The sequence below is a fragment of the Micromonospora carbonacea genome, from assembly GCF_014205165.1.
In the GTDB taxonomy this organism is placed as follows: Bacteria; Actinomycetota; Actinomycetes; order Mycobacteriales; family Micromonosporaceae; genus Micromonospora; species Micromonospora carbonacea.
In genome coordinates, this window is the sequence record NZ_JACHMZ010000001.1 from 5,069,813 (window position 1) to 5,095,506 (window position 25,694).

Genomic DNA, 25,694 nt, shown 5'->3' on the forward strand with positions numbered 1-25,694 from the left:
ACCGTAACGGCGGGACCCGGTGGATCGCCGCTTTTCCGGGTCGTGTCCGCGCGTCGCAGCACGGGCGACGCCGCCTGTTGTGTTATTCGCCTCAGAAGGGATGCCCGATGGCGTCGCCCGAGATCGAGGACGACCCGGACGGCCCCCTGGCCGGGCATCCCGGGGCGTTGCGGCCGTTGACCGACGAGCTGATCGCGGCCGTGCTGCGTCGCCGGGGGTACGCGGTCGCGGCGGATCCGGCAGGCCGGCTGCTCGGCCGCTGGGAGGACGCGCTCGTCTGGTTCCTGCGGATGGGGGCGGCCGGCGAGATCCTCCAGGTCCGCACGGTAGCCGCGCCGACCTTCCCGATCGAGTACGTGCCGACCCTGCACGCCTTCTGCAACTCGTGGAACCACGACCGCTACTGGCCCAAGGCGTTCGTGCACGTCGACGACGACGGGCGGGCCCTGGTCTGCGGCGAGGTGATCGCCGACCTGGAGCGCGGGGTGACCCCGCACCAGCTCGACCAGTTGCTCGACTGTGGCATCTCGACCGGCTGCCAGCTCGCCGCCGCCGTCGGGCAGCTCGCGGGCGGGGCGCGGCCGTGACCGGGCAGCCGCGCCCGTGGGCCGACCGGCTGGCCGCCGCCGGGGACCTGCCCGACGGGGAGGAACGCGCCGCCGAGCTGGACCGGATCGCCTCGGCCGCCGACGCGGCCGGCGACCTGGCCACCGGGGTGGACGCCCGGTTCGCGCTGATGGACCTGCATCTGCGGCGGGGCGAGCGGTGGCGGCTGTTCGAGCCGGTCCGCCGCTGCCGGGAGCTGCTCGACGCCGCGTCGCCGGACGCCACCGCCGAGCGGGCCGCCGAGCTGCGCCGCTACCAGCGCTTCGCGGTCGAGGCCGCGTTCGGCACGCCCCGGGTCGGGCTGGGCCAGACCCGCGCGGCGCTGGACGACCTGGCCGGATTCGCGCCGGGGCCGACGGACGTGGCCGGGTTCGCGCCGGAGCCGACGGACCTGGCCCGGCAGACGCCGGGGCCGACGGATGGGACCGGGCCCGCGCCGGGTGGGGCCGGCGACGCGGCGGTGACCGACCTGGTGGCCGAGCTGCGCTGCCGCCTCGCCGACCACCTCGGCGACGAGCCGGAGGCCCGCCGCTGGTACGACCGCTGGCGCACCGCCCCCGCCGACCCGGCCGCCGGCTGTCCGGGCTGCGCCCCGTCGCGCCGCGCCGACCTGCTGGCCGGGTGGGGCGACTGGGCGGCGGCGCTGGCCGAGCTGCGCCCGGTCGTCGACGGCCCGACGGCGGCGACCCCCGCCGGGGCGGACGGGGCAGCCGGGGCCGGGACCGCCGGAGACGGGACGGCCGGGCCCGGCGGGGCGTACTGCACCGACCAGCCGGAGCGGGCACTGGCCGGGGCGTTGCTGCCGCTGCTGCGCGCCGGCGAGCCGGAGCGGGCGGGCCGGGCGCACGTCACGGCGTACCGGCGGCACCGGCGGGAGCGGACGGCGTTCGGGCAGCTCGCCGCGCACCTGCGGTTCTGCGCGCTGGGCGGGCACCTGGACCGGGGGCTGGACATCCTCGCCGAGCAGCTGCCCCGGCTGGACCGTCCGTCCGACGACCTGGCCGCGATGGAGTTCGCCGCCGCCGGGGCGCTGCTGTGCGCCCTCGCCGCCGAGGCGGGGCGGGGCGACCGGCGGATGCCCGGACCCGCCGCCCCCGCCGGTCGGGCCGGTCGGGCGGCCGACGACATCGACGTGGCCCGCCTCGGCGGGCTGCTCGCCGAGCTGGCGACGGGGCTCGCCGGCAGCTTCGACGCCCGCAACGGCACCGGGCACCAGTCCGGCCGGATCGCGGCCCTGCTCGCCGAGCGGCCGGTCGCCGGTCCGGTGACGCCGCTGCCCGCCGACGACGCGCCCGACGACGGCGACCCGGGCCGTGAGGGCGACGACGGCGACCCCGACGGTGGGGGCGCCGACGACGCGACCGGCGGCGATCCTGACGGTGAGGGCGGCGGCGGGCCGGCGGGGCGGGAGGCCGGGCGCAGGCTGGCCGGGGACGAGGTGGGGGCGCTGACCGTCGCCCTGGTCACCGAGGCCCTGGACCGGCGCGGCGACGCCTGGACGCTGCGCGGCCCGGCGGTGGTCGGGCGCTGGGGGCCGGCGGTGATCGAGTTCCGGCAGGCCGGCGAGCGGGGCGACATCCTGCACGCCCGGGTGCTGGCCGTCCGACGCCTCCCGGCGGCGCGGCGCGCGGAGGCGTACGCCTTCTGCAACGTGTGGAACCACGACCGGCTGCTGCCGAAGGCCTACGCGCACGACGACGGCAGCGGGGAGCTGGTGCTGGCCGGCGACGTGTCCACGGACCTGGCCCACGGCGTCGCCCCCACCCAGCTCGACGTGCTGGTCACTGCGGCCGTCGCCACCGGCGTCGCGTACGCGGAGGCGGTCGCGGCGCTGCCCTGACCGGCCCGCGCGGTCGCGCCGGGCCGGTCAGGGCGCACGGGGCGGGGTCAGCGCCGCACGCGGCGACCGCCCTGGAGGGTGTTGCCGCCGTCGGCGGTGGCCAGGGTCAGCCCGTTGACCCGGAGGATCTCGTTGACCGGCTGGAAGAAGGTGACCCCGCCGGCCGTGCAGTCGCCGGCCCCGCCCGAGGTGACCCCCTGCGCCTGGTCACCGGAGATCCACGACCCGCCGGAGTCGCCCGGCTCGGCGCAGACGTTGGTCTGGGTCAGCCCGGTGACCGTGCCCTCGGGGTAGTTGACCGTCGCGTTCTTCGCCTGGATCACTCCGCAGAACGCCCCGGTGGTGGAGCCGGAGCGGCAGATCGACGCGCCGACCGGGGCCTCCTGGGAGCCGTTGACGGGCACCGCGCCGCCGTTGAAGTCGTTCACCACGGGCTGCGGCTGGAAGTCGCCGGTGACCCGCACGACGCCCCAGTCGTCGCGGGGGAAGGACGACGCGGCGAAGACGCCCTGCGGGGAGCCGTCGACCCCGGTGGTGCGGTCGCCGGCCCGGCCGCAGTGCCCGGCGGTGACGAAGCCGCCGACCACGGCGAAGCCGACCGAGCAGCGGGAGTTGCCGTTGATGAGGTAGGCGTCGCCGCCGGCGAGGTCGGCGAGCAGCCGGGGGGCCCGCGTCGAGCCGACCACCCGCACCGCCGACGCCGGGAGCCCGCTGGCCGCCGCGAACCGGCGACCGGCCTCCTCCTGGCCCGACCGCGCCACCACCACGACCGAGTTGGTGGGCGCGTCGACGTACCAGCCGGTGACGGCCCGGCCGACCGCGCCGCCGGACCGGTCGAGCCGGGTCTTCATGGTGTCCAGCTCCCCCACGCCCCGGGCGACCTGCTTCGGCACCGCGCCGGCCGCGCGGACGGCGTCGGCCCGGCCGGGGTCGGCGACCGCGACGGTCAGGGTACGGCCGTCGGCGCCCAGCCAGGCGCCGCCGTAGTCCTCGCCCAGCTCGGTCCGGAGCCTGTCGACGGTGCCGGCGGCCCAGCGCTCGGTCTTGAGCCGCTGCACGGCCTGCTCGCGGGTGAGCCGCAGGTCGCGGCTCATCGCGTCCACGACCTTCTGGTCCGCCCCCGCCGGGGCGGCGGCCCGCCCGGAGTCCCCGGCCGGCGGCGCGGCGCCCTCCCCGGCGAACGACGGCAGGGCCACGACCGCCGCCGCTCCCGCCGCCACCACCAGTACGCCGATGGCTGTCATCCGTCTGCGGTCCATCCGCCACGCTCCTCCCGGCCGGCGCGGGTACGCCTGCCGCGACGGAGTACGGGACAGACCGCCGGATGGTTGAACGATCGACCCGGAACAATTTTCCCGTCGACGTTGAACCGTGCGGCGTCGGTGTCCGTACCCCAGGCCGGCGGGAGAAACGCCGACGCCGGCCCACCGCTCGGGGGTGGGTCGGCGTCGGTACGCGCGAACGCGGCGGTGCGGGCGTCAGACCTCGACGACCGTCGGGACGATCATGGGTCGGCGGCGGTACTTGTCGTTGACCCACCGGCCGACGGTGCGCCGGACGATCTGCTGGAGCTGGTGCGGGTCGGTGATGCCGTCGGCGGCGGCCCGGTTGAGCGCCTCGGTGACCAGCGGCACGACCGGGTTGAACGCCTCCGGGTCCTCCGAGAAGCCCTTCGCCGAGACGGTGGGGCCGCCCACGACCTTGCCGGTGACCGAGTCGACCACGACGGTGGTGGCGATGAACCCGCCGTCGCCGAGGATCCGCCGCTCGGTGAGCAGCGACTCGCTGACGTCGCCCACGGCGAGGCCGTCGACGTAGACGTACCGGCTCTTGACGTGGCCGACGAGGCTGGCGCGGCCCTCGACCAGGTCGACGACGTCGCCGTCCTCGCAGAGCACCACCCGGTCCGGGGCGACCCCGGACTCGATGCCGAGGCGGGCGTGGGCCCGCAGGTGCCGCCACTCGCCGTGCACCGGCATCAGGTTGCTCGGGCGGGTCACGTTGAGCAGGTAGAGCAGCTCACCGGCGGGGGCGTGGCCGGAGACGTGGACCTTCGCCACATCCTTGTGCACGACGACCGCGCCGGCCCGGGCCAGCCGGTTGATCACCCGGTAGACCGAGGTCTCGTTGCCGGGCACCAGCGAGGACGCCAGCACGACCGTGTCGCCGGGGGCGATGGTGATGTGCCGGTGGTCGCCGCTGGCCATCCGGCCGAGCGCGCTCATCGGCTCGCCCTGCGAGCCGGTGGACATCAGCACGATCCGCTCCGGCGGCAGCGCCGTGGCCTCCTCGATGCTGATCACCAGGCCGGCGGGGATGTTGAGCAGGCCCAGGTCCCGGGCGATGCCCATGTTGCGGACCATCGAGCGGCCGATCAGCGCCACCTTGCGGCCGTGCTCGACGGCCGAGTCGAAGACCTGCTGCACCCGGTGCACGTGCGAGGCGAACGAGGCGACGATGATCCGCCCCTTCGCCTTTGCGAAGATCGAGTCGAGGACCGGCCCGATCTCGCGTTCCGGGGTGACGAAGCCGGGGATCTCCGCGTTCGTGGAGTCCGACAGCAGCAGGTCGACGCCCTCCGCGCCGAGCCGGGCGAAGCCGGCCAGGTCGGTGATCCGGCCATCCAGGGGAAGCTGGTCCATCTTGAAGTCGCCGGTGTGCAGCACCAGACCGGCGGGGGTGCGGATGGCCACCGCGAGCGCGTCGGGGATCGAGTGGTTGACGGCGAAGAACTCGCACTCGAACGGGCCGAGCCGCTCCCGGCCGCCCTCCCGCACGGTCAGCGTGTACGGCTGGATGCGCCGCTCGGCCAGCTTCGCCTCGACCAGGGCGAGGGTGAACTGCGAGCCGACCAGCGGAATGTCCGGCTTGTGGGCGAGCAGGTACGGCACCGCGCCGATGTGGTCCTCGTGGCCGTGGGTGAGCACGATCGCCTGCACGTCGGCGAGCCGGTCCAGGATCGGCCCGAAGTCGGGCAGGATCAGGTCCACGCCCGGTTGCTCGACGTCGGGGAAGAGCACCCCGCAGTCGACGATGAGCAGCTTGCCGTCGTACTCGAAGACGGTCATGTTCCGACCGATGGCGCCGAGCCCGCCGAGCGGGATGATCCGCAGGCCGCCCTCCGGCAGCGGCGGGGGCAGTTCGCCCTCGTTGTGCGCCTCGGTCACGCGTCCACCTCATTCTGCGACGCCGTCGCCCGGCGTCCGTCGTGTCGTTCGATCATGTCAGGGGAGCTCCAGACCCGCCGCCGCGCAGTCCGCGCGCAGCTGGGCGATCTCGTCGGGGGTGGCGTCCACCAGCGGGGGCCGCACCGGGCCGGCCGGCAGGCCCAGGGCCGCCAGGGCCGCCTTGACCAGGATGGTGCCCTGGGTGCGGAAGATGCCGGTGGACAGGGGCAGCAGCCGCCGGTGCAGGGCGAGCGCGGTGCCGGGGTCGCCCGCGTCGTACGCCTCGATCATCCGCTGGGTGAGCGCGCCGGTGAAGTGGGTCGAGGTGCCGACGACCCCGACGCCGCCGACCGCCAGCGCGGGCAGGACGAGGGAGTCCTCCCCGCTGTAGAAGGCCAGGTCGGTGCGGCTGGTCACCCACGACGTCGCGGTGAGGTCACCCTTGGCGTCCTTGACCGCGACGATGCGGTCGTGCTCGGCGAGCCGGACCAGGGTCTCGGTCTCGATCGGCACCCCGGAGCGGTGCGGAATGTCGTAGAGCATGATCGGCAGCCCGGTGGCGTCCGCGACGGCGGTGAAGTGCCGGACCAGCCCGCTCTGCGGCGGCTTGTTGTAGTACGGGGTCACCACCAGCAGGCCGTGCGCGCCGGCCTTCTCGGCCGACGCGGCCAGCTCGATGGTGTGCCGGGTGTCGTTGGTGCCGACCCCGGCGACCACCCTGGCCCGGTCGCCGATCGCCTCCACCACGGCCCGGATCAGGCGTTCCTTCTCCGCGTCGGTGGTGGTGGGCGACTCGCCGGTGGTGCCGTTGAGCACGAGCGCGTCGTTGCCCTGCTCGTCGACGAGGTGGTTCGCGAGGCGTACGGCGCCGTCGAGGTCCAGGGAACCGTCGGAGGTGAACGGGGTCACCATGGCCGTGAGCACTCGGCCGAACGGGCGGGACACCGCCCGGTCGGCGGCAACAGGGTGGTCGTGCGTCATGCTCACAACCTAGCGGACGACCACCGGCGGGCCGGTGGGGAAGGGTTCAGGACAGCTCGGCGAGCGGGCTGGCCGCCACCTCCGTGCCGTCGGGCAGCGTGGAGATGACGAAGTCGGCGAACACGTTCGGGGCGACCCGCTGGAGCTCGCGCAGGCACTCCACGGCCAGCTCGCGGATCTCCACGTCGGCGTGCTCGGTGGCCCGCATCGCGACGAAGTGCCGCCAGGCCCGGTAGTTGCCGGTGACCACGATCCGGGTCTCGGTGGCGTTGGGCAGGACCGCGCGGGCCGCCTGCCGGGCCTGCTTGCGGCGCAGCGTCGGGTTGGGCTCGGCGGAGAAGCGCTGCTCCAGGCCCTCCAGCAGCTCCGTGTACGCCCGCACGCTCGCCTCGGCGGCCTCGACGAACCGCTTGTGCAGCTCCGGGTCGTCGGCGATCACCGCCGGCTCGACCATCGCGGCGTCGCGCTCGGGGACGTACCGCTGGGAGAGCTGGGAGTAGGAGAAGTGCCGGTGCCGGATCAGCTCGTGGGTGAACGAGCGGGACACCCCGGTGAAGTAGAAGCTCACCGAGCCGTGCTCCAGCACCGACAGGTGCCCCACCTCCAGGATGTGCGCCAGGTAGCCGGCGTTGGTGGCGGTGGCCGGGTTCGGCTTGGACCAGCTCTGGTAGCAGGCCCGGCCGGCGAACTCGGCGAGCGCCTGGCCGCCCTCGGCGTCGGTGGACCACGGCACGTCGTCCGGGGCCTGGAACTGGGTCCACGCGACGAGCTTGACCTGGGGCTGCACCATCTCCGGCATGCCAGGGACTGTAGTGGTCCGCCGGCCGGTCGCCCAAGTCGGGCGCGCCCGGTGCAGCGGCGGTCACCCGCCGGGCGGGCGCGTCGCTCCCCCGGCCGGGACCACCGGTCTCCCGCCTAGGGAGCTGAGTCGTTCACGACATCAGGGCCGGGGTCGGGCTCGGCGCCGGGTCAGACGTAGAGGGAGGTGAAGGGGGCCCAGGGCAGGTTGCGGGCCACCGAGAAGGCCAACCACAGGGCCAGGAAGCCGCCGATCACCTTCGAGCTGACCTGCGGCTGCGGCAGCCGCCAGCCGAACGCCTGCCGGCCCGCCCAGGCGACGAAGAGGTAGGCCAGGAAGGGCAGCACGAAGACGAAGAGGAAGTGGTGCCGGGCGGCGGCCGGCAGGTCGCCGTGCAGCACGTACCACAGCGCGCGGGTGCCGCCGCAGCCCGGACAGTCCAGCCCGGTGGTGAGCTTCAGCAGGCAGCTGGGTGCGGCGTCGGGCTCGGCCCGGGTCGGGTCGCTGAGCAGCGCGTACGCCATGCCGAGGCCGACGCAGCCGAGCGCGGCCAGGGGCGCCGCCCAGCGCGGCGACCGGGCGTGCACCCGCATCACGAGGCGGGTCAGCCGGTCGGGCTCCGCCACCGGGTACGCCCCCGGCGGCCACTCCCCCGGCGCGGGCGCGGGGGCCTGCGCGTCAGGGTGCGGGTGTGGGTGCGGGGCCGCCGGGCCGTCGACGCTCGTCACGCCGCTCACGGTACACCGGCCACGCTCCGCAACGCGGCGGTCAGCCCGACGGCGAGGTCACCGGCGGCGGGCGGGGCGACCGCGTCCAGCCCCAGCCAGCCGGCCAGCCGGTGCAGCTCGGCGGCCAGGGCCACCGCCGTCTCCCCCGCATCGACGCCCGGCTCGGCCCAGGCGGCCGGCACCAGCAGCACGCCGGCCCGGCGGTCGGCCTTCAGGTCGACCCGGGCGGTGAACCGCTCCCCCTGGAGGAACGGCAGCACGTAGTAGCCGTGGACCCGCTGCGGGGCCGGGACGTAGATCTCGATGCGGTAGGCGAAGTCGAAGAGCCGCTCGGTGCGCCCCCGCTCCCACACCAGCGGGTCGAACGGGCTGACCAGGGTGTTGCCCCGCACCCAGCGGGGCAGCCGGGCGGCGGCGTGCAGGTAGGCCGGGTGCCGCCAGCCCTGCACGGAAACCGGGGTCAGCTCGCCGGCCTCGACCAGCTCGGCGACCGCCCGCCGGGCCCCGGCGACGGGCAGCCGGAAGTAGTCGCGCAGCTCCGGCTCGGCGGCCACGCCGAGCGCGCGGGCGGCGATCGCGACCAGGGCGCGGTGCGCCTCGGCGTCGGTCGGGGTGGGCGCGTCCAGCACGGCGGCCGGCAGCACCCGCTCGGGCAGGTCGTAGCGGCGGGCGAACGACGGGGTACGGTCGGCGGCGGTGACCTCGCCGGCCCAGAAGAGGAACTCCAGCGCCCGCTTCACGGTCGACCAGTTCCAGCCCCAGTTGCCGGTTTCCCGGGGCGCGTCGTGCTCGATCTCGGCGGCCGTCAGCGGGCCCCGGGCGGCCACCTCGTCGCGCACCCACGCCACCAGCTCGGGCTGCTCCTGCGCGATGCGGCGCATCCCGCCCCACGCCTCGTCGCGCGCCTTGGCCATCCGCCAGCGCAGCGCCGGGTGCAGCCCGACCGGGACCAGCGACGCCTCGTGCCCCCAGTATTCGAACAGCTCGCGGGGGCGGCGGTAGGCGGCGGCGTCGAGCAGGGTCGTCGGGTAGGGCCCGAGCCGGCTGTAGAGCGGCAGGTAGTGCGCGCGTTGCAGCACGTTGACCGAGTCCATCTGGATCAGCCCGACCCGGTCGAGCACCCGGCGCAGGTGCCGGCGGGTGGGCACGCCGGCCGGCGGCGGGTCGGCGAAGCCCTGGGCGGCCAGGGCGACCCGGCGGGCCTGGGCGAGCGAGAGCGATTCCGGTGCGGTCATCGTCGGGCACCCTAATCCAGGGGTACGACACCGGTGCGGCTGGCTGGACCTCACGCCCGGCGGGGCATAGAACGGACGCATGCTGATCATCCGCCCCGAGGAGCCGGACGACGCCGAGGCGGTGGCCCGGGTGCACGTGCACGGCTGGCAGCACGGCTACGCCGGCCTCATGCCGCCGGAGGTGCTGGCGCGGCTCAACGTGGCGGCCTGGGCGCAGCGCCGCCGGGACCTGGGCACGGCCGACCCGGAGCACCCGTTCACCACCCTGCTCGCCGAGCGCGACGGCGCGGTGATCGGGTTCACCACGTTCGGCCCGTACCGCAACAACCAGGACCGGGCCGACCTCGACCACACGCTCGGCGAGGTGCTCACCATGTACGTCGACCGGGCGCACTGGGGCGACGGAACGGCCGGGCGGCTGCTGGCGGCGGCGAAGCAGCGGCTGGCCGGGCGGGGCTGGACGGCGTACCGGCTGTGGGTGTTGCGGGACAACCGGCGGGCCCGGCGCTTCTACGAGCGGGCCGGGCTGTCGCCCGACGGCGAGTCGACCACCTACCCGGTGCCGCTGGCCGGCGGGGCGCCCCCGCTGGGGCTGGTCGAGCTGAGGTACGCGGGGCTGCTCGACGGCTGATCCGCCGGGCGGCGCACGGGCAGGAACAGCAACAGCGCGAGGCTGATCCAGACGTAGGTGTTGCTGCCGAGGAACCCGTCGACGCCGGTGAAGTCCTTCTCCCAGGCCCAGACGATCCGGCTGCACAGCAGGGCGTACCCGATGATCGCGGCGGCCAGCAGGACGCGGCGCCGGCGGCTGCGCGCGGGCGCCGCCGTGCCGTTGTCGACCAGCAGGATCAGCCCCGGCAGCAGCCAGACCAGGTGGTGCACCCAGGTCACGGGGCTGACCAGGCACATCAGCGCGCCGGTCAGGGCCAGGCCGGTGGCCTCGTCGCCGGCCCGGGCGGCGGCCCGCGAGCGCCACGCCCAGGCGGCGAGGGTGGCGAGCACCAGCGCCAGCCAGGCCACGGTGCTGGGGTGTTCGGGGTTGAGCCGGGCGACCACGCCCTGCAACGACTGGTTCGACACGAACGCCAGCTCGCCGACGCGGCCGGTGTTCCACAGCGCGGAGGTCCAGAACTCGCGGGACGCGTCGGGGAACAGCGCGGCGGCGACCAGGGTCGCCCCGGCGGCCGTGCCGGCGGCGGTCAGGGCGGCCCGCCAGCGGCCGGTGACCAGCAGGTAGACGAGGAAGATCCCCGGGGTCAGCTTGATCGCGGTGGCCAGCCCGATGCCCACTCCCGCCCAGCGGTTGCCCGCCGGCAGCAGCCGCAGCAGGTCCACCGCGACGAGGAACAGCAGCAGCATGTTGACCTGGCCGAAGTTGACCGTCTCGCGCATCGGCTCGAACGCCGCGGCCAGGCAGAGCGCCACGGCGAGGGCGAACCAGCCGGTCCAGCCGCAGCGGCGGGCGACCGGGGCGAGCAGCCACCAGATCAGCACGGCGCTGACCACGACCGACGCGGCGACGCTCACCGCGATCGCGGCGGGCCACGGCAGCAGGGCCATCGGCAGCATGACCAGGGCGGCGAAGGGCGGGTAGGTGAAGCCGTACTGGGTGCCGGGCTTGAGGAAGTCGTAGATCTCCCCGCCGTCGTGCACCCAGAAGTGGAGCGCGCCGTAGTAGACCTTCAGGTCGAAGAAGCCGTGCCGCACGGCCGCCACGGACAGGAACGCGGTCACCGCGAGGGCGAGCCCGACCACCGCGGCGACCTGCCCGATCGTCCGTTTGGCACCCTGCGCCACCGTGGCCTCCCTCGCCCTGCGTAGGCTTCCGTCCCATGGCTCTCGGGTACGTCCGCCCGGCGCGTCCGGAAGACGCCGGCGAGATCGCACGCATCCAGCTCGCGACCTGGCGGGTCGCGTATCGCCGGATCCTGCCCCGGCACGTGCTCGACAACCTGGACGAGGAGTATCTCGCCAGGCGGTGGAGCGCGGCGGTGCAGGAGCCGCCCTCGGGCGCGCACCGGGTGCTCGTCGCCGTCGAACAGGCCGAACAATCGTATCTGGTGGGATTTGCCGCGTCCGGGCCGGCCGACGCCGAGTCCCTCGCCCCGAACGAGCCGGCCGAGGCGCTCGGGTCCGGCGTGGTGGCGGTGACGGACCTGCTGGTCGAGCCGCGCTGGGGCCGGCGCGGGCACGGCAGCCGGCTGCTCGCCGCGAGCGTGGACCTGTGGCGCTCCGACGGCTTCGGGCGGGCGGTGGCGTGGGCGTTCGACGCCGACGCGGCGACCCGGAAGTTCCTCACCGGCGCGGGCTGGGAGCCCGACGGCGCGGCCCGGGCCCTCGACGTGGACGACATGCTGGTCAACCAGCTCCGGCTGCACGTGGCGGTGCCGGCCGAGGGCGCGGCGGAGGACGACGCCGCCGGCTGACCGGGCGGGCTCCGCCGGCCGGGGCCGGCCTGCCGGCGCGTCGGGGTTGCCGGGAATGTCGGTGGTGCCGCCTACGGTGGCGGGATGAGCGTGTCGACGAGTCGTGCCCGCGTGACGCCGGCCCAGGCCCCCGCGCAGGCCCTGGCCCCCGCGCAGGCCCCGGCCCCGGCCGGGCCGCAGGAGCGCCCGCCGCCCGAGCGGCACCCGCCGTCGGAGCGGCAACTGGAGGAGCACCGGGTGGAGCTCACCGGCTACTGCTACCGGATGCTCGGCTCGGCCTTCGACGCGGAGGACGCCGTCCAGGAGACGCTGCTGCGCGCCTGGCGGGGGCTGGCCGGCTTCGACGGCCGGTCCAGCGTGCGCACCTGGGTCTACCGGATCGCCACCAACGTCTGCCTGGACCTGCTGCGCGGGCGGTCCCGCCGGGCGGTCCCGACCGACCTCACCGGCCCGTCGGCGCCGGTGCTGGCGGCGCTGGGCGAGCCCCGGCCCGCCGGGGAGTGGGTCGGGCCGGCCCCCGACGCCCGGGTGCTGCCCACCGGCGGGGACCCGGCCGAGGTGGCGGTCGCCCGGGAGTCGGTGCGGCTGGCCTTCGTCGCCGCGTTGCAGCACCTGCCGCCCCGGCAGCGGGCCGTGCTGCTCCTGCGCGACGTGCTGCGCTGGCGGGCCGACGAGGTCGCCGGCCTGCTCGACACCAGTGTGGCGGCGGTCAACAGCGCGTTGCAGCGGGCCCGCGCGACGCTGGCCGCCCGGTGCGTCGACGCCGACCCGCCGGCCGCCGCCCTCGACAGCGGGCACCGCGAGCTGCTCGACCGCTACGTGCGCGCCTTCGAGCGCTACGACATCGACACGCTGGTCGCGCTGCTGCGGGCCGACGCCGTGCAGACCATGCCGCCCTACCGGCTCTGGCTGCGGGGCGCGGGCGACATCGGGCGCTGGATGACGGGCCCGGGCGCCGGTTGCGCGGGGTCCCGGCTGGTCCCGGTGGCGGTCAACGGCAGCCCGGGGTTCGCGCAGTACCGGCGGGATCCGGCGGGCGGGCACCGGCCGTTCTCGATCCAGCTCCTCGGCTGCTGGGGCGGCCGGGTCGCCCGGCTCAACTACTTCCTCGACCCGGCCCTGTTCGGCCTGTTCGGGTTGCCGGACCGGCTGCCCTGAGCCGGCCCGGCGGCCCGGTCAGCCCTTGTCCGCGCCGTCGTTGGCGTCCCGCACGAAATACCGCTGGAAGATCACGAACAGCACCGCCACCGGGATGGTGGCCAGCAGCGCCGCGCCGAGCTTGAGCGGATACTGGGTGCCCTTGCCCAGCGAGCCGCTGACCAGGTCGGCCAGTCCGCGCGGCAGGGTGAACAGGTCCGGGTCCTGCACCGCGACCAGGCTGTGCGGGAACTCGTTCCAGGAGCCCTGGAACGACAGGATGGTCAGCGTGATCAGCGCCGGCTTCGCCATCGGCAGCACCACCGACCAGAACGTGCGGAAGACGCTCGCCCCGTCGATGCGGGCGGCCTCCTCCACGCTGACCGGGATCGACTCGAAGAACTGCTTCATGATGAACACGCCGGCCGCGTCGGCGAGCAGCGGCACCACCAGGCCGGCGTAGCTGTCGTACATGCCGAGCTGGTTAAGCACGAGGAACTTCGGGATCAGCAGCACCACGCCGGGCACCGCCAGCACCGCGACGACTGCGGCGAAGAGCCCGGCTCGGCCCCGGAAGCGCAGCCGGGCCAGGGCGTACCCGGCGAGCGAGTCGAAGAACACTCGGCCGAGGGTGACCAGCACGGTGACCAGCAGCGAGTTGCCGAGCCAGAGCGGGAAGGCGGTGCCCGCGAAGATCCGTTCGAAGCCGGCCAGCGACAGTGGGTCCGGGATGGGCGAGAGCGGGTTGGCCGCCGCGTCCGGCTCGGTCTTGAGCGAGTTGCCGATCTGGATGACGAACGGGTAGAGGAACACCAGCGCGAAGAAGACCAGGATCGCGTACCCGACGAGGCGGCTCGCCAGCGTGCGGGCCGCGCGGTCGCGGGCGCGGCGCGGCCGGGCGGGCGGCGCGGGTGCCGCCGGCCGGTCGGTGAGCACGGCCATCTCAACCCCCTTCCGGTACGCGTCGACGCCACCACCGGCCGCGGCGGGGCGCGGCCGGCTCCCGGTCGGCCATCAGCCGGCGCTGGAGCAGGGTGAGCGCGATGATGATCAGGAACAGCACGAACGAGATGGCCGCGCCGGAGCCGTAGTCGAAGTCCCGGAACGCGGTGCGGTACGACAGGTACGCGGGGGTGAGCGTGGTCTTGGCCGGCTCGCCCTGGCTCATCACGTACACCTGGTCGAAGACCTGCCAGGAGCCGATCAGGCCGAGGGTGAGCACGAGGAACGTGGTCGGCTTGATCATCGGCAGGGTGACGTGCCGGAAGCGCTGCCAGCGGCCGGCCCCGTCGAGGGTGCTGGCCTCGTCGAGGGCCACCGGGACGTTCTGGAGCGCGGCGAGGAACATCAGCATGAACGTGCCGGAGGTGGTCCAGACGACCAGCGTGATGATCGAGATCATGGCGACGCTCGGCCCGGACAGCCAGTCCCACCAGCTCAGCCCGAACGGCCCGCCGGCGGCGAGCGCGGCCGGCGGCGCGTCCACCCCGACCGCGCCGAGCAGCAGGTGCAGCACGCCCCGGGAGTCGGCGAACCACTGCGGCCCCCGGATGCCGAGCAGGCCGAGCAGGGCGTTGACCGCGCCGGCGTTGGCGAACAGGAACAGGAAGACCACGCTGATCGCCACCGAGCTGGTCACCGAGGGGAAGTAGAACGCGGTGCGGAAGAATCCCCGGCCCCGCAGCATCCGGTTGTTGACGACGAGGGCGAGCCCGAGGGCCAGCGCCGTCTGGGTCGGCACCACGATCGCCACGTAGTAGGCGTTGTTGCGCAGGCTGGTCATGAAGTCGCGGCGGGCCAGCCCCTCCTCGGCGAACAGCCGGGTGTAGTTGTCGGCCCCGACGAACGGGACCCGACCGGTGAACGGGCTGCCCTGGCCGTTCCAGTCGGTGAGGCTCACCCAGAGCGCCATCAGGATCGGCAGCAGCAGGAACAGGCCGAGGATGACGACCACCGGGGCGACGAAGAGCCACCCGGCGAGGTTCTCGTTGCTCCGGACGCCGCGCGCGACGCGCTTGCCCATTTCCCTCCTCCCTCCTGGAAGGAAGGGCCCCTTGTTAACGCATACGGTTAATAGGGGGCCCTTCCTTACACCTCAGCCGGCGAGCGCCGCCTTGGCGTTGGCGTCGAAGCGGGCGAGGACGGCCTTCGGGTCGCCGTTGGCCAGCCCCTGCAGGCCGGTGTCGAGGTCGCCGAGGACGCTGTCCATCTTCGGCGCGTTCACCGGGCCCTGGGCGTACTGCGCGCCGTCGACGAACGGCTTGTCGGCCGGGAAGGCGGCGGTGTACTGGTCGCGCACGGACTGCCGGGACGGCATGACGCCGAACGCCTTGGCGAACGTCATCTGCTGCTCGCCGGCGGTCATCGCCTCGACGAACCTGATCGCCTGCTCCTTGTACCGGCTCTTGGCGGCGACGCCCCAGCACTGGGTGAAGGAGAGCGTCCCCTTGCCCTTGGGGCCGGCGGGCAGCTCGACGACGCGGTACTTCACGTCGGGGAAGTCGTTCTGCAGGGCGCCCTTGATCCAGTTGCCCTCGATGGTCATGACGGCCTTGCCCTTGCCGAACGCCTCGCCGGACCAGCCGGCGTCGAGCTGCTTCGGGTACCGGGCCAGGCCCTCGTCCAGCATCGTCCGCACGTACTGGAGGGCGGCCAGGTTCTCCGGGGTGTCGGCGGTGGCCTGCTTGCCGTCGGGGCTGACCAGCCAGCCGCCGTTCTGCACGAGGAACGCGCCGATCCGGTCCCGGGTGTCGCCGAGGGCGAGCGGGACCAGGCCCCTGGCCTTGATCTTGCGGGCGGCGGCGGTGAGCTGGTCCCAGGTGGTCGGCACGTCGGCGCCGGTCAGGCCGGCCTTCGCCCACAGGTCCGTGTTGATCTGGAGCGCGAGGGTGGAGAAGTCCTTGGGCGCGCAGTAGAGCTTGCCGTCGTACGTGAACGTGGTGCGCAGGCTGGGGTAGAAGTCGTCCGGGCTGCTGATCCGGTCGCCGTAGGGCTCCAGCGCGCCGACGCTGGCGTAGTCGGCGAACCGGCTGGCGTCGACGTAGAAGACGTCGGGCGGGCTGCCGCCGGCGAGGGCCTGGCCGAGCTGCTGGGTGAGGTCCTGCGCCGGGGTGACGGTGGCGCTGTTGCCGGAGCCGGCGGCCCACGTCGCGGCGGCGGCCTGGACCGCCTTCGTCTCGGCGTCGCCGGAGGACCCGATCAGGATCTGGAGGCTGGCCGGGCCGGTGGACTGGGCGGCGTCGGTGGAGTCGTCGAAGCCGCTGCCGCAGGCGGCGGAGCCGAGCAGCGCCACGGCGGCGACGCCGGCGACTGTCGCGCGGCGCAGGGATCGGGGTGTCATCTCACTCTCCTGGGGGGTGGTGGGGTCACGCGGTCTGGCGTCGCACCAGCGAGGGCTGGAGCAGCACCGGGGAGTTGACGGGCTGCCCGTCGAGCACGCCGGTGAGCAGGTCGACGCAGCGGGCGGCGGCCACTCCAAGGGGCTGGCTGACGCTGGTGAGGCCGACGGCGGCGGCGACGGGGGTGTCGTCGAAGCCGACGACGGCGACGGGCCCGCCGGGCGTCGGGGGGCCGGCGGGCGGGGCGTAGGCGGCGCTGCCGCGCACCGCCTGGAGGGCGCCGAGGGCGAGGGAGTCGCTGGCGCAGACGACGGCGGTCGGCGGCTCGGCCGCGGCGAGCAGCTCGCGCATCGTCCGTTCGCCCTCGGCGATGCCGTCGACGGTCTCGCGGTCCAGCCCGCCGGGGTCGACGCCGGCCTCGCGCAGCGTCTCGTGCCAGCCGGAGCGGCGCTCGCCGCCGACCGCCGAGGTGGGCAGCGGCCAGCCGATGTAGCCGATCCGCCGGTGGCCGGTGGCCAGCAGGTGGCGGGTGGCCTGGGCCGTCCCGGCGGCGTTGTCGACGTCGACCCAGGGGTGCGGGTCGGGCGCGTCCCACGGGCGGCCGAACGTCACGAACGGCACGTCCCGCCCGGCCAGCCACGCGGTACGGGGGTCGCCGCGCTCGGTGCCGGTGAGCACGAACGCGTCCAGGTCGTACGCGCCGAGCAGGTCGTCGAAGGCGTCGATCTCCTGGTGGGCGTCGGTGGCGGTGTAGAGCATGACCCGGTAGCCGGCGCTCTCGGCGGTCTCGGTGAGCCCGTGCAGGAACCGGTCGAGCACGGAGCCGTTGATCCCGTCCCGGGTCGGCTCGATGCGGACGGCGATGAGCCGGGACCGGCCCGTGCGCATCTGCCGGGCGGCCTGGTTGGCGCGGTAGCCGAGTTCGGTGATCGCCTCCTGCACCCGGCGGCGGGTCTCCTCGCGGACGATGTGCGGCGCGTTGAGCACGTTGGACACCGTCTGTCGGCTCACCCGGGCATGCTCGGCCACAGTGGAGATGGTCACCTTCTGCGACATGAATCCCCCTTGCGGTCTTGAACGATCAAATGCCGATCCGGCAGGATTAGATCGTTCAAGTTGCCGGAATGTTTCGAACCTTGCACCGCCCCGGACGATCTGTCAAGACTGGAGCCCCGCCGTGACCCCACCCCGCCTGCAACCCCTGCTGCACGACCTCGTCGGGCTGGTCCACGCTCCGACCAGCGCGCTGGGCGATGCGGCCGGACAGGTCCGCCCGTCCGGCGTGCAGGGCGTCTTCCACGCCGACGCCCGCGTGCTGTCCCGGGCCGAGCTGCGCGTCGACGACCGCGAGCCCGAGGCGCTGGCCCGGGGGCCCGTCGGCCCGCACGCCGCCCGCTTCGCCGGCCTCGCCCGGTGGCTCGGCGACCCCGGGCCCGACCCGACCGTCCGGGTCGACCGGGTCCGCCGCCTCGCACCCGCCGGCCTCGCCGAGGAGATCCACGTCGTCTCCACCGCCGCCACCGGGGTACGGGCCACCGTCAGCGTCGACCTCGGCTGCGACCTCGCCCCGATCGAGCTGGTCAAGTCCGGCGACGCCGCCGACCCGCTGGCGGCACGGGCCGACGGCCCCGGCCGCCTCGCCTGGTCCGGCGGCGGCACCACCGTCACCGTCACCGGCGAGGGCGCGACCGTCGACGCCACCGGCGACCGGGCCACCGCGCCCCGGCTGAGCTGGCCGGTCGAGCTGCCCCCGCGCGGCGCGGTCACGCTGCGCTGGCGGCTCGCCGTCGACGACCCCCGCGCCGTGGTGACCGCCCCGCCCGCCGCACCCACCTGGGCCCGCCCCGAGGTCACCGCCGACGACCGGCGGCTGGTGCGCCTGCTCGACCGCTCCCTGGACGACCTGCACGCCCTGCGCCTGGCCGAGCCCGCCCACCCCGGCGACGTCTTCCTCGCCGCCGGGGTGCCCTGGTTCCTCACCCTCTTCGGGCGCGACAGCCTGTGGGCGGCCCGGATGCTGCTGCCGCTGGGCACCGAGCTGGCCGCCGGCACGCTGCGGGTGCTGGCCCGCCGGCAGGGCACGCGGGTCGACCCGGCCACCGGCGAGGCCCCGGGCAAGATCCTGCACGAGTTGCGCCGGCACGAGTTCGCCGCCGGCGCGGGGCTGCGGCTGCCGCCGGCGTACTACGGCACCGTCGACGCCACCATGCTCTGGGTCGCGCTGCTGCACGACGCCTGGCGCTGGGGGCTGCCGGCCGAGCAGGTGCAGCCGCTCCTGCCGCACCTGGAGGCCGCGCTGGCCTGGCTCGGCGAGCACGCCGACGCCGACGGCGACGGCCTCGTCGAGTACGTCGACACCACCGGCCACGGCCTGGCCAACCAGGGCTGGAAGGACTCCGGCGACGCCGTCCGGTTCCACGACGGCCGGCAGGCGCAGGCACCGATCGTCCTGGCCGAGGTGCAGGGATACGCGTACGAGGCGGCGGTCGCCGGTGCGGCGCTGCTGGACGCGTTCGACCGCCCCGGCGGGGACCGGTGGCGCGCACACGCGGCCCGGCTGGCCGACCGGTTCCGGGCCACCTTCTGGGTCGACGGGCCGCACGGCCCCCAGCCGGCGCTGGCGCTGGACCGGGACAAACGCCCGGTCGACTCGCTGACCAGCAACATCGGCCACCTGCTCGGCACCGGGCTGCTCACCGACGACGAGTCGGCGCAGGTGGCCCGGCTGCTCACCACCGAGGCCCTGGCCGGCGGCTTCGGGCTGCGCACCATGTCCACCGGCGACGCCGGGTTCAGCCCGCTGTCGTACCACTGCGGTTCGATCTGGACCCACGACACGGCGATCGTGCTCGCCGGGCTGGCCCGCGCCGGCCACCGCACGGCGGCGCTCGGCCTGGCCGACGGGCTGCTCGCCGCCGCCGAGGCGTTCGACCACCGGCTGCCCGAGCTGTACGGCGGCGACGACCGGGAGCTGCTCGGGCGGCCCGTGCCGTACCCGGCGGCGTGCCGGCCGCAGGCGTGGTCCGCCGCGTCGGCGGTGCTGCTGCTCCAGGCCGGCGTCGGGCTCTACCCCGACGTGCCGGCCGGCCGGGTGCGCCTGGCCCCGCTCGCCGGCCCGGGGCTCGGGGCCCTCGCCGCGCGCAACCTGCGCGTCGCGGGCGACCGGGTCGACATCACGGTCACCGCCGCCGGCGAGGCCACCGTCGACCGCCTCCCGGCGGCCCTGACCGCCACCCCGGTCCCCGCCCCCCGCGCCGCCGCCGAGGCGGGCGTCAGGGGGTCGGCGGGGTGACCAGCTCGGCGACCACCTCGTCGTCCTCCCGCTCGCCGGTCAGGGCGAAGCCCAGGCGGGGATAGAGGGTGGCCGCGGCCGGGTTGTCGGGGTGGTACGACAGGCGCACGGCGGCGCAGCCGGGCTGGGCGCGCAGCCACGTCGCCAGGGTCGCCAGCGTGGCCGCCCCGACCCCCCGGCCCTGCTCGGCGGCGTCGACGACCATCCCGCCGATCCAGCGCGCGCCGTCGTCGTCGACGCCCCACATGACGTGCCCGACGACGGTGTCGTCGGCGTAGACGGCCAGCGAGGTCCACACGTCGCCGCGCAGGCTGGTCAGCAGGTAACGGGCGGCCATCGGGTAGACCCAGGCGCGCTGGTCGTCGCGGGGCGCGACGTCGGCGACGGCCCGCCAGTTGTCGTCGTCGACCGGGCGCAGGGTGACGTGCCGGCCGGCCCGATCGCGGAGCTTCGAGTCGATCACCGGGGCAGCCTAGGCGCGGCGGGGCCGGCCGGCGACCGCTTTCCCCGCCGGGGCCGGTCGTCCCCGGCGGCATCGACCCGCCCGCGCAGCGCCGGCCCGGGGGGCGCGCCGCCCGTCAGTCGAGCAGCGGGTCCAGGCCGATGGTCAGGCCCGGACGGGTACGCACCGCGCGCACCGCCAGCAGCACGCCCGGCATGAACGACGCCCGGTCGTACGAGTCGTGCCGGATGGTCAGCGTCTCGCCGGCCGTGCCGAACAGCACCTCCTGGTGCGCGACCAGGCCGGTGGCGCGGACGGCGTGCACGCGTACCCCGTCGATGTCGGCCCCCCGCGCCCCCGGCACCTCGTCCTTCGTGGCGTCCGGGGCCGGGCCCAGGCCGGCCTCGGCGCGGGCCTGCGCGATCCGGCGGGCGGTGTGGGTGGCGGTGCCGCTGGGAGCGTCCAGCTTGCGCGGGTGGTGCTGCTCGATGATCTCGACGGACTCGAAGTGGCGGGCCGCCCGCTCCGCGAACTGCATCATCAGCACCGCGCCGATGCCGAAGTTGGGGGCGATCACCACGCCGACCTCCGGCCGGGCGGCCAGCCAGTCGCGCACCTGGTCGAGCCGCCGCCCGGTGAAGCCGGTGGTGCCGACCACGGCGTGCACGCCCGCCTCGACGCACCAGCGCAGGTTGTCCAGCACGACGTCGGGGGTGGTGAAGTCGACGGCAACCTCGGCGCCGGCGGCGGCGGACCGGTCGTCGCCCTGGTCGATCGCCGCCACCAGCTCCAGGTCGGCGGCCGCCTCGACGGCCCGGCACACCTCGACGCCCATCCGGCCCCGGGCACCCAGCACGGCGACCCGGATCGGCCCCTGCGGGCCCTTCCCCTGCTCGTCAGTCACGGCCACAACCTATCCCAGCCGCACCGGCCGCACCGGGCCGGTCGCCGGCCGTCCCACGGGCGGACCCCGACGCCGCCGCGACGACCGGGCTCTCGGTCAGGCGGAGAAGTCGCGCTCGCCGAACGGCCCGACGACGGCCAGGGACATCGGCTGGGTCAGCAGCTCGGCGGCGAGGGTGTTCACGTCGGCCACGGTCACCGCGTCGACGCGGGCCAGCAGCTCGTCCACCGGCATCAGGTCGCCGTAGAGCAGCTCGCCCTTGGCCAGCCGGCTCATCCGGGAGCCGGTGTCCTCCAGGCCCAGCACGAACGAGCCCTTGCTCATCCCCTTGCCCCGGGCCACCTCGGCCTCCGTCAGCCCGTCGGCGGCCACCCGGCGCAGCTCGGCGCGGGTCAGCTCCAGCACCTCGTCGACCTTGCCGGGGGCGCACCCGGCGTACACGGCGAACACGCCGCTGTCGGCGTACTGGCTGGCATAGGAGTAGACCGAGTAGGCCAGGCCGCGCCGCTCCCGGATCTCCTGGAACAGGCGGCTGGACATGCCGCCGCCGAGGACGTTGTTGAGCACCCCGAGGGCGAAGCGCCGCCCGTCGACGCGGTCGATGCCGGGGCAGCCGAGGACGACGTGCGCCTGCTCGGTCTCCTTCGGCTCGACCAGGGTGGCCGCGGGCTGCACGCGTACGACCGGGGTGGCCGGCCGGTGCGGGGCCGGCGCGGCCGGGTCGGTGTCCAGCGGGGTGCCGGCGAGCGCCTCGCGGACCAGCCGGACCACGACGGCGTGGTCGAGGTTGCCGGCGGCGGCGACCACGATCTGCGGCGCGGTGTAGTGGCGGCGGTAGAAGTCCTGGATCTGCCGGCGGGTCATCGGGGTGACCGTCTCCTCCGTGCCGGAGATCAGCCGGCCGAGGGGATGGTCGCCGTAGACGACGCGGGTGAACAGGTCGTGCACCTCGTCGCCGGGCTCGTCGTCGTGCATGGCGATCTCTTCGAGGATGACGCCGCGCTCGGTCTCCACGTCGGCCGGCTCCAGCAGCGAGTCGGCGACCGCGTCGCACATGACGTCGATGGCCAGCGGCAGGTCCTCGTCCAGCACGCGGGCGTAGTAGCAGGTGTATTCCTTCGTGGTGAAGGCGTTCGTCTCGCCGCCCACCGCCTCGATCTCGGCGGAGATCTCCAGGGCGGTGCGCTTGTGGGTGCCCTTGAAGAGCAGGTGCTCCAGGAAGTGCGCGGCACCGGCCTGGGGGCCGGTCTCGTCGCGGGAGCCGACGGACACCCAGATGCCGAACGACACGCTGCGCATCGCGGGGATCGCCTCGGTGAGCACGCGCAGCCCGCTGGGCAGCACGGTACGGCGCACCGTCCCGCCCAGCGGGTCGTCGCTCAGCGTCCGGGTGACCGCGCGGGCCGACCCGCCGGCCCGCCCGGGCTGCCCCCCGGCGGCGTGCCGGACGGCCCCGGACGGGGCCACCCCCCGTCGACCCGCAGGGAAAGACGCGCGCTGGGCCCGGCTCACGGAAACCTGCTCTCAGTTCGACGAGGGGTGGGTGGTGCGGTGCCGCCGGCCGCCCGGGGCGGGCGGCCGGCGGTGGTGGGAACGTCAGCTGTGCCGGGTCCGGCGGCGCGGACGCTCGCCGCCCTCGCCACCCTCGCCGCCGCCCTGGCCGCGCTCGCCGCCGCCCGGGCCACGACCGCCCCGGTCGCCGCGCTCGCGGTCCCCGCGGTCACGCGGACCCCGGTCGCCGCCCCGGCCGGCCGGGCGCTCGTCGCCGGCGACCTCGCCGGTGGCGGCCGGCGCCTCGGCGCCCTCCGGGCGGACCTTGTCCAGGTAGATCTTGCCGCGGGCGTCGATGTCCGCGATCTCCACCTCGACCTTGTCGCCGACGTTGAGGAAGTCCTCGACCTTGTCGACTCGCTTGCCGTCGCCCACCTTGGAGATGTGCAGCAGGCCGTCGCGGCCCGGCAGCAGCGAGATGAACGCGCCGAACGCGGCGGTCTTGACCACCGTGCCGAGGAACCGCTCCCCCGCCTTCGGCAGGGTCGGGTTGGCGATCCCGTTGATCCGGTCGACGGCGGCCTGGGCCGACGGGCCGTTGGTCGCGCCGACGTAGATGGTGCCGTCGTCCTCGATGGAGATCTCGGCGCCGGTCTCGTCCTGGATGGCGTTGATCGTCTGCCCCTTCGGGCCGATCACCATGCCGATCTTGTCGACCGGGATCTTCACGGTGGTGACCCGCGGCGCGTACTCCGACATCTCGGCCGGAGCCTCGATGGCCCGCTGCATCACGTCGAGGATGGTCTGCCGGGCCTCGTACGCCTGCTGGAGCGCGGCGGCCAGCACGTCCGACGGGATGCCGTCGAGCTTGGTGTCGAGCTGGAGGGCGGTGACGAACTCCGGCGTGCCGGCGACCTTGAAGTCCATGTCGCCGAACGCGTCCTCGGCGCCGAGGATGTCGGTGAGCGTCACGTACCGCGTCTTGCCCTCGACCTCGTCGGAGATGAGGCCCATGGCGATGCCGGCCACCGGCGCCTTCAGCGGCACACCGGCCGAGAGCAGGCCCAGCGTCGAGGCGCAGACCGAGCCCATCGAGGTGGAGCCGTTGGAGCCGAGCGCCTCCGAGACCTGCCGGATGGCGTACGGGAACTCCTCGCGCGAGGGCAGCACCGGGATCAGCGCCCGCTCGGCGAGCGCGCCGTGGCCGATCTCGCGCCGCTTCGGCGAGCCGACCCGGCCGGTCTCACCGGTCGAGTACGGCGGGAAGTTGTAGTTGTGCATGTAGCGCTTGCGGTTCTCCGGCGAGAGGGTGTCCACCATCTGCTCCATGCGCAGCATGTTGAGGGTGGTCACGCCCAGGATCTGGGTCTCGCCGCGCTCGAACAGCGCCGAGCCGTGCACGCGGGGCAGGACGCCGACCTCGGCGGTCAGCGGGCGGATGTCGCGCGGGCCCCGGCCGTCGATCCGGACCTGCTCGCGCAGCACCCGGTTGCGGACCTCGGACTTGGTCAGCGACCGGAAGGCGGCGGACAGCTCCTTCTCCCGGCCCTCGAAGCGGGCGCCCAGCTCCTCGGCGACCTTGGCCTTGATCCGGTCCAGGGCCTCCTCGCGGTCGGCCTTGCCGGCGATCTTGAGGGCCTCGGCCACCTCGGCGCGGGCCACGTCGGCCACCGCGTCGTAGACGTCGGGCTGGTAGTCGAGGAAGACCGGGAACTCGGCGACCGGCTTGGCGGCCACCTCGGCCAGCTCGCTCTGCGCGCGGCACAGCTCGCGGATGGCCGGCTTGGCGGCCTCCAGGCCGCTGGCGACGACCTCCTCGGTCGGCGCGGTGGCGCCGCCCGCGATCAGGGTCACGGCGTGCGGGGTCGCCTCGGCCTCGACCATCATGATCGCGACCTCGCCGTCGGCGAGGGTGCGGCCGGCCACGACCATGTCGAAGGTGGCCCGGGCCAGCTCCTCCAGGGTCGGGAAGGCCACCCACTGGCCGTCCACGTGCGCGACCCGGGTCGCCCCGATCGGGCCGGAGAACGGCAGGCCGGAGAGCTTGGTCGACATCGACGCGGCGTTGATCGCGACCACGTCGTACGGGTGCTGCGGGTCGAGCGCGAGGACGGTCTCGACGACCTGGACCTCGTTGCGCAGGCCCTTGACGAACGACGGGCGCAGCGGCCGGTCGATCAGCCGGCAGGTGAGGATCGCGTCCTCGCTGGGCCGGCCCTCGCGGCGGAAGAACGAGCCGGGGATCCGGCCCGCGGCGTACATCCGCTCCTCGACGTCGACGGTCAGCGGGAAGAAGTCGAACTGCTCCTTCGGCTGCTTGCCGGCGGTGGTGGCGGACAGGACGACCGTCTCGCCGAGCTGGGCGACGACGGAGCCGGCGGCCTGGCGGGCCAGCCGGCCGGTGGAGAAGGTGATCTCACGGGTGCCGAAGGACCCGTTATCGATCACGGCGGTGCGGGACTCGGTGCCGAGGTTGTGCTCGGTCATGGTGCGGTGGTGCTCCTTCGCATCGGGGGGTCCGCGACGCGGGGAGCTGCTCAGACGGCCGGTCTTCGATCGAAGCGCCCGGGGTGCCGGCGACTGCCGGGGCTCCCGGGGGCCACTACCGGAGACCGGTACGCTGACCGGCTCCCTGTCGGGTGGTCGCGCGGCCCCTGTTGTTCCTTGGTGCCCTCGACACTGCGAGGGCCGTTCCTTCTCGGTCGCCGGAAGGCGATCCCTTCCGGGCTTCCTTCCGGCTCTGCCGGGCCTTCCCTACGGGCCCTTGCGGGCCCTGTTCCTTCCGGCCCGGCGGCCTGTTCCGCCGGTCCCGGACGCCGAACGGGCGTTCAGGAGGTGGACGCCGAACGGGGGAGCGGCCCACGCGGGCCGCTCCCCCGTGACGTCATCGGCGCAGGCCGAGCCGCTCGATGAGCGACCGGTAGCGGTTGATGTCCTTCTTCTGGACGTAGTTGAGCAGCCGACGGCGACGGCCGACCAGCAGCAGCAGCCCGCGGCGGCTGTGGTGGTCGTGCTTGTGCACCTTCAGGTGCTCGGTGAGCTCGGCGATCCGCTTGGTGAGGACCGCGACCTGCACCTCCGGCGAGCCGGTGTCGCCCTCGGCGGTCGCGTACTCCGCGCGGATCTTGGCCTTGGCTTCCTGGTCGAGCGCCATGTTCTCCCTGTTTCGTGGGTTGTTCGGTGATGCCCGTCGGATCGGTCAGGGACCGGAAACGGGCCGGCTCCTCGCACCCGCGGCGTCGTGCAGGCACGCGAGGCCCCACGTCGGTCAGCCGACGTCCTCGCCAGCCTACCAGCCCCCGGCGGAA

22 protein-coding genes are annotated in these 25,694 nt (G+C 74.9%); 6 read left to right on the forward strand and 16 right to left on the reverse strand.

Annotation, left to right across the window (positions count from 1 at the left end):
- The first annotated feature begins 107 nt into the window (after positions 1–107).
- A complete protein-coding gene (locus tag HDA31_RS21075) occupies positions 108–587 on the forward strand; it encodes a type III secretion system chaperone family protein (RefSeq protein ID WP_074473905.1) in 480 nt (159 codons plus the stop codon).
- Positions 584–2,446 carry a type III secretion system chaperone family protein gene (locus HDA31_RS21080; RefSeq protein ID WP_246384491.1) on the forward strand — a complete coding sequence of 621 codons (1,863 nt, stop codon included), beginning with the start codon at positions 584–586 and terminating at the stop codon, positions 2,444–2,446. Before HDA31_RS21075 ends, HDA31_RS21080 begins: the two co-directional genes overlap by 4 nt.
- Before the next feature lie 47 nt (positions 2,447–2,493).
- Here the strand turns inward: HDA31_RS21080 and HDA31_RS21085 are convergent, their stop codons facing one another.
- The 6 genes from HDA31_RS21085 to HDA31_RS21110 all read right to left on the reverse strand — a co-directional run bounded on the left by HDA31_RS21085 (position 2,494) and on the right by HDA31_RS21110 (position 9,356).
- Positions 2,494–3,705: a S1 family peptidase gene (locus HDA31_RS21085; protein WP_178063874.1), complete on the reverse strand. Its 1,212-nt coding sequence runs from the start codon at positions 3,703–3,705 to the stop codon at positions 2,494–2,496.
- Between the two features lie 219 nt (positions 3,706–3,924).
- The gene (locus HDA31_RS21090) at positions 3,925–5,613 is read right to left on the reverse strand and encodes a ribonuclease J (RefSeq protein ID WP_074473902.1); all 1,689 of its coding nucleotides are present in this window, start codon (positions 5,611–5,613) and stop codon (positions 3,925–3,927) included.
- Between the two features lie 57 nt (positions 5,614–5,670).
- On the reverse strand, positions 5,671–6,594 hold the full coding sequence (gene dapA, locus HDA31_RS21095; protein ID WP_178063873.1) for a 4-hydroxy-tetrahydrodipicolinate synthase: 924 nt from the start codon (positions 6,592–6,594) through the stop codon (positions 5,671–5,673).
- Positions 6,595–6,640: 46 nt separating this feature from the next.
- Positions 6,641–7,384 carry an FAD-dependent thymidylate synthase gene (gene thyX, locus HDA31_RS21100; protein ID WP_178067166.1) on the reverse strand — a complete coding sequence of 248 codons (744 nt, stop codon included), beginning with the start codon at positions 7,382–7,384 and terminating at the stop codon, positions 6,641–6,643.
- 179 nt (positions 7,385–7,563) lie between these two features.
- Positions 7,564–8,130: a DUF2752 domain-containing protein gene (locus HDA31_RS21105; protein ID WP_178063872.1), complete on the reverse strand. Its 567-nt coding sequence runs from the start codon at positions 8,128–8,130 to the stop codon at positions 7,564–7,566.
- The gene (locus HDA31_RS21110) at positions 8,127–9,356 is read right to left on the reverse strand and encodes a winged helix-turn-helix domain-containing protein (protein WP_178063871.1); all 1,230 of its coding nucleotides are present in this window, start codon (positions 9,354–9,356) and stop codon (positions 8,127–8,129) included. The genes HDA31_RS21105 and HDA31_RS21110 overlap by 4 nt, the downstream gene beginning before the upstream one ends.
- A gap of 79 nt (positions 9,357–9,435) precedes the next feature.
- On the opposite strand from HDA31_RS21110, the gene HDA31_RS21115 reads away from it, so the two are divergent.
- Complete coding sequence (locus tag HDA31_RS21115; RefSeq protein ID WP_178063870.1) at positions 9,436–9,987, forward strand: GNAT family N-acetyltransferase; 552 nt, start codon at positions 9,436–9,438, stop codon at positions 9,985–9,987.
- On the opposite strand, the gene HDA31_RS21120 is transcribed toward HDA31_RS21115, so the two are convergent.
- Positions 9,909–11,153: a glycosyltransferase family 87 protein gene (locus tag HDA31_RS21120; RefSeq protein ID WP_178063869.1), complete on the reverse strand. Its 1,245-nt coding sequence runs from the start codon at positions 11,151–11,153 to the stop codon at positions 9,909–9,911. The genes HDA31_RS21115 and HDA31_RS21120 overlap by 79 nt on opposite strands.
- A gap of 35 nt (positions 11,154–11,188) precedes the next feature.
- Between HDA31_RS21120 and HDA31_RS21125 the strand changes: the two genes are divergently transcribed.
- The gene (locus tag HDA31_RS21125; protein ID WP_074473897.1) at positions 11,189–11,782 is read left to right on the forward strand and encodes a GNAT family N-acetyltransferase; all 594 of its coding nucleotides are present in this window, start codon (positions 11,189–11,191) and stop codon (positions 11,780–11,782) included.
- A gap of 84 nt (positions 11,783–11,866) precedes the next feature.
- Entirely contained in the window at positions 11,867–12,940 is a 1,074-nt protein-coding gene (locus tag HDA31_RS21130) for a sigma-70 family RNA polymerase sigma factor (protein WP_246384490.1), read from the forward strand.
- An 18-nt stretch (positions 12,941–12,958) separates the two neighbouring features.
- Here the strand turns inward: HDA31_RS21130 and HDA31_RS21135 are convergent, their stop codons facing one another.
- From HDA31_RS21135 to HDA31_RS21150, 4 genes are all read right to left on the reverse strand, one after another.
- Complete coding sequence (locus HDA31_RS21135) at positions 12,959–13,861, reverse strand: carbohydrate ABC transporter permease (RefSeq protein ID WP_178063868.1); 903 nt, start codon at positions 13,859–13,861, stop codon at positions 12,959–12,961.
- Position 13,862: 1 nt separating this feature from the next.
- Positions 13,863–14,942 (reverse strand): carbohydrate ABC transporter permease, encoded by a 1,080-nt coding sequence (locus HDA31_RS21140; protein ID WP_178063867.1) that lies wholly within the window; start codon positions 14,940–14,942, stop codon positions 13,863–13,865.
- A gap of 72 nt (positions 14,943–15,014) precedes the next feature.
- Positions 15,015–16,259: a sugar ABC transporter substrate-binding protein gene (locus HDA31_RS21145; protein ID WP_178063866.1), complete on the reverse strand. Its 1,245-nt coding sequence runs from the start codon at positions 16,257–16,259 to the stop codon at positions 15,015–15,017.
- A 25-nt stretch (positions 16,260–16,284) separates the two neighbouring features.
- On the reverse strand, positions 16,285–17,313 hold the full coding sequence (locus tag HDA31_RS21150; protein WP_178063865.1) for a LacI family DNA-binding transcriptional regulator: 1,029 nt from the start codon (positions 17,311–17,313) through the stop codon (positions 16,285–16,287).
- A gap of 121 nt (positions 17,314–17,434) precedes the next feature.
- Between HDA31_RS21150 and HDA31_RS21155 the strand changes: the two genes are divergently transcribed.
- Complete coding sequence (locus HDA31_RS21155) at positions 17,435–19,549, forward strand: amylo-alpha-1,6-glucosidase (RefSeq protein WP_219825014.1); 2,115 nt, start codon at positions 17,435–17,437, stop codon at positions 19,547–19,549.
- Here the strand turns inward: HDA31_RS21155 and HDA31_RS21160 are convergent.
- The 5 genes from HDA31_RS21160 to rpsO all read right to left on the reverse strand — a co-directional run bounded on the left by HDA31_RS21160 (position 19,530) and on the right by rpsO (position 25,540).
- Positions 19,530–20,012, reverse strand: a complete 483-nt coding sequence (locus tag HDA31_RS21160) for a GNAT family N-acetyltransferase (protein WP_178063864.1) — start codon at positions 20,010–20,012, stop codon at positions 19,530–19,532. The two genes, HDA31_RS21155 and HDA31_RS21160, sit on opposite strands and share 20 nt — an antisense overlap.
- A 115-nt stretch (positions 20,013–20,127) precedes the next feature.
- On the reverse strand, positions 20,128–20,895 hold the full coding sequence (gene dapB / locus HDA31_RS21165) for a 4-hydroxy-tetrahydrodipicolinate reductase (protein ID WP_178063863.1): 768 nt from the start codon (positions 20,893–20,895) through the stop codon (positions 20,128–20,130).
- A gap of 96 nt (positions 20,896–20,991) precedes the next feature.
- Positions 20,992–22,362: a M16 family metallopeptidase gene (locus tag HDA31_RS21170; protein ID WP_178063862.1), complete on the reverse strand. Its 1,371-nt coding sequence runs from the start codon at positions 22,360–22,362 to the stop codon at positions 20,992–20,994.
- Positions 22,363–22,491: 129 nt separating this feature from the next.
- On the reverse strand, positions 22,492–24,873 hold the full coding sequence (locus tag HDA31_RS21175; RefSeq protein WP_178063861.1) for a polyribonucleotide nucleotidyltransferase: 2,382 nt from the start codon (positions 24,871–24,873) through the stop codon (positions 22,492–22,494).
- A gap of 397 nt (positions 24,874–25,270) precedes the next feature.
- On the reverse strand, positions 25,271–25,540 hold the full coding sequence (gene rpsO, locus HDA31_RS21180) for a 30S ribosomal protein S15 (protein WP_043962418.1): 270 nt from the start codon (positions 25,538–25,540) through the stop codon (positions 25,271–25,273).
- Positions 25,541–25,694: the final 154 nt, after the last annotated feature.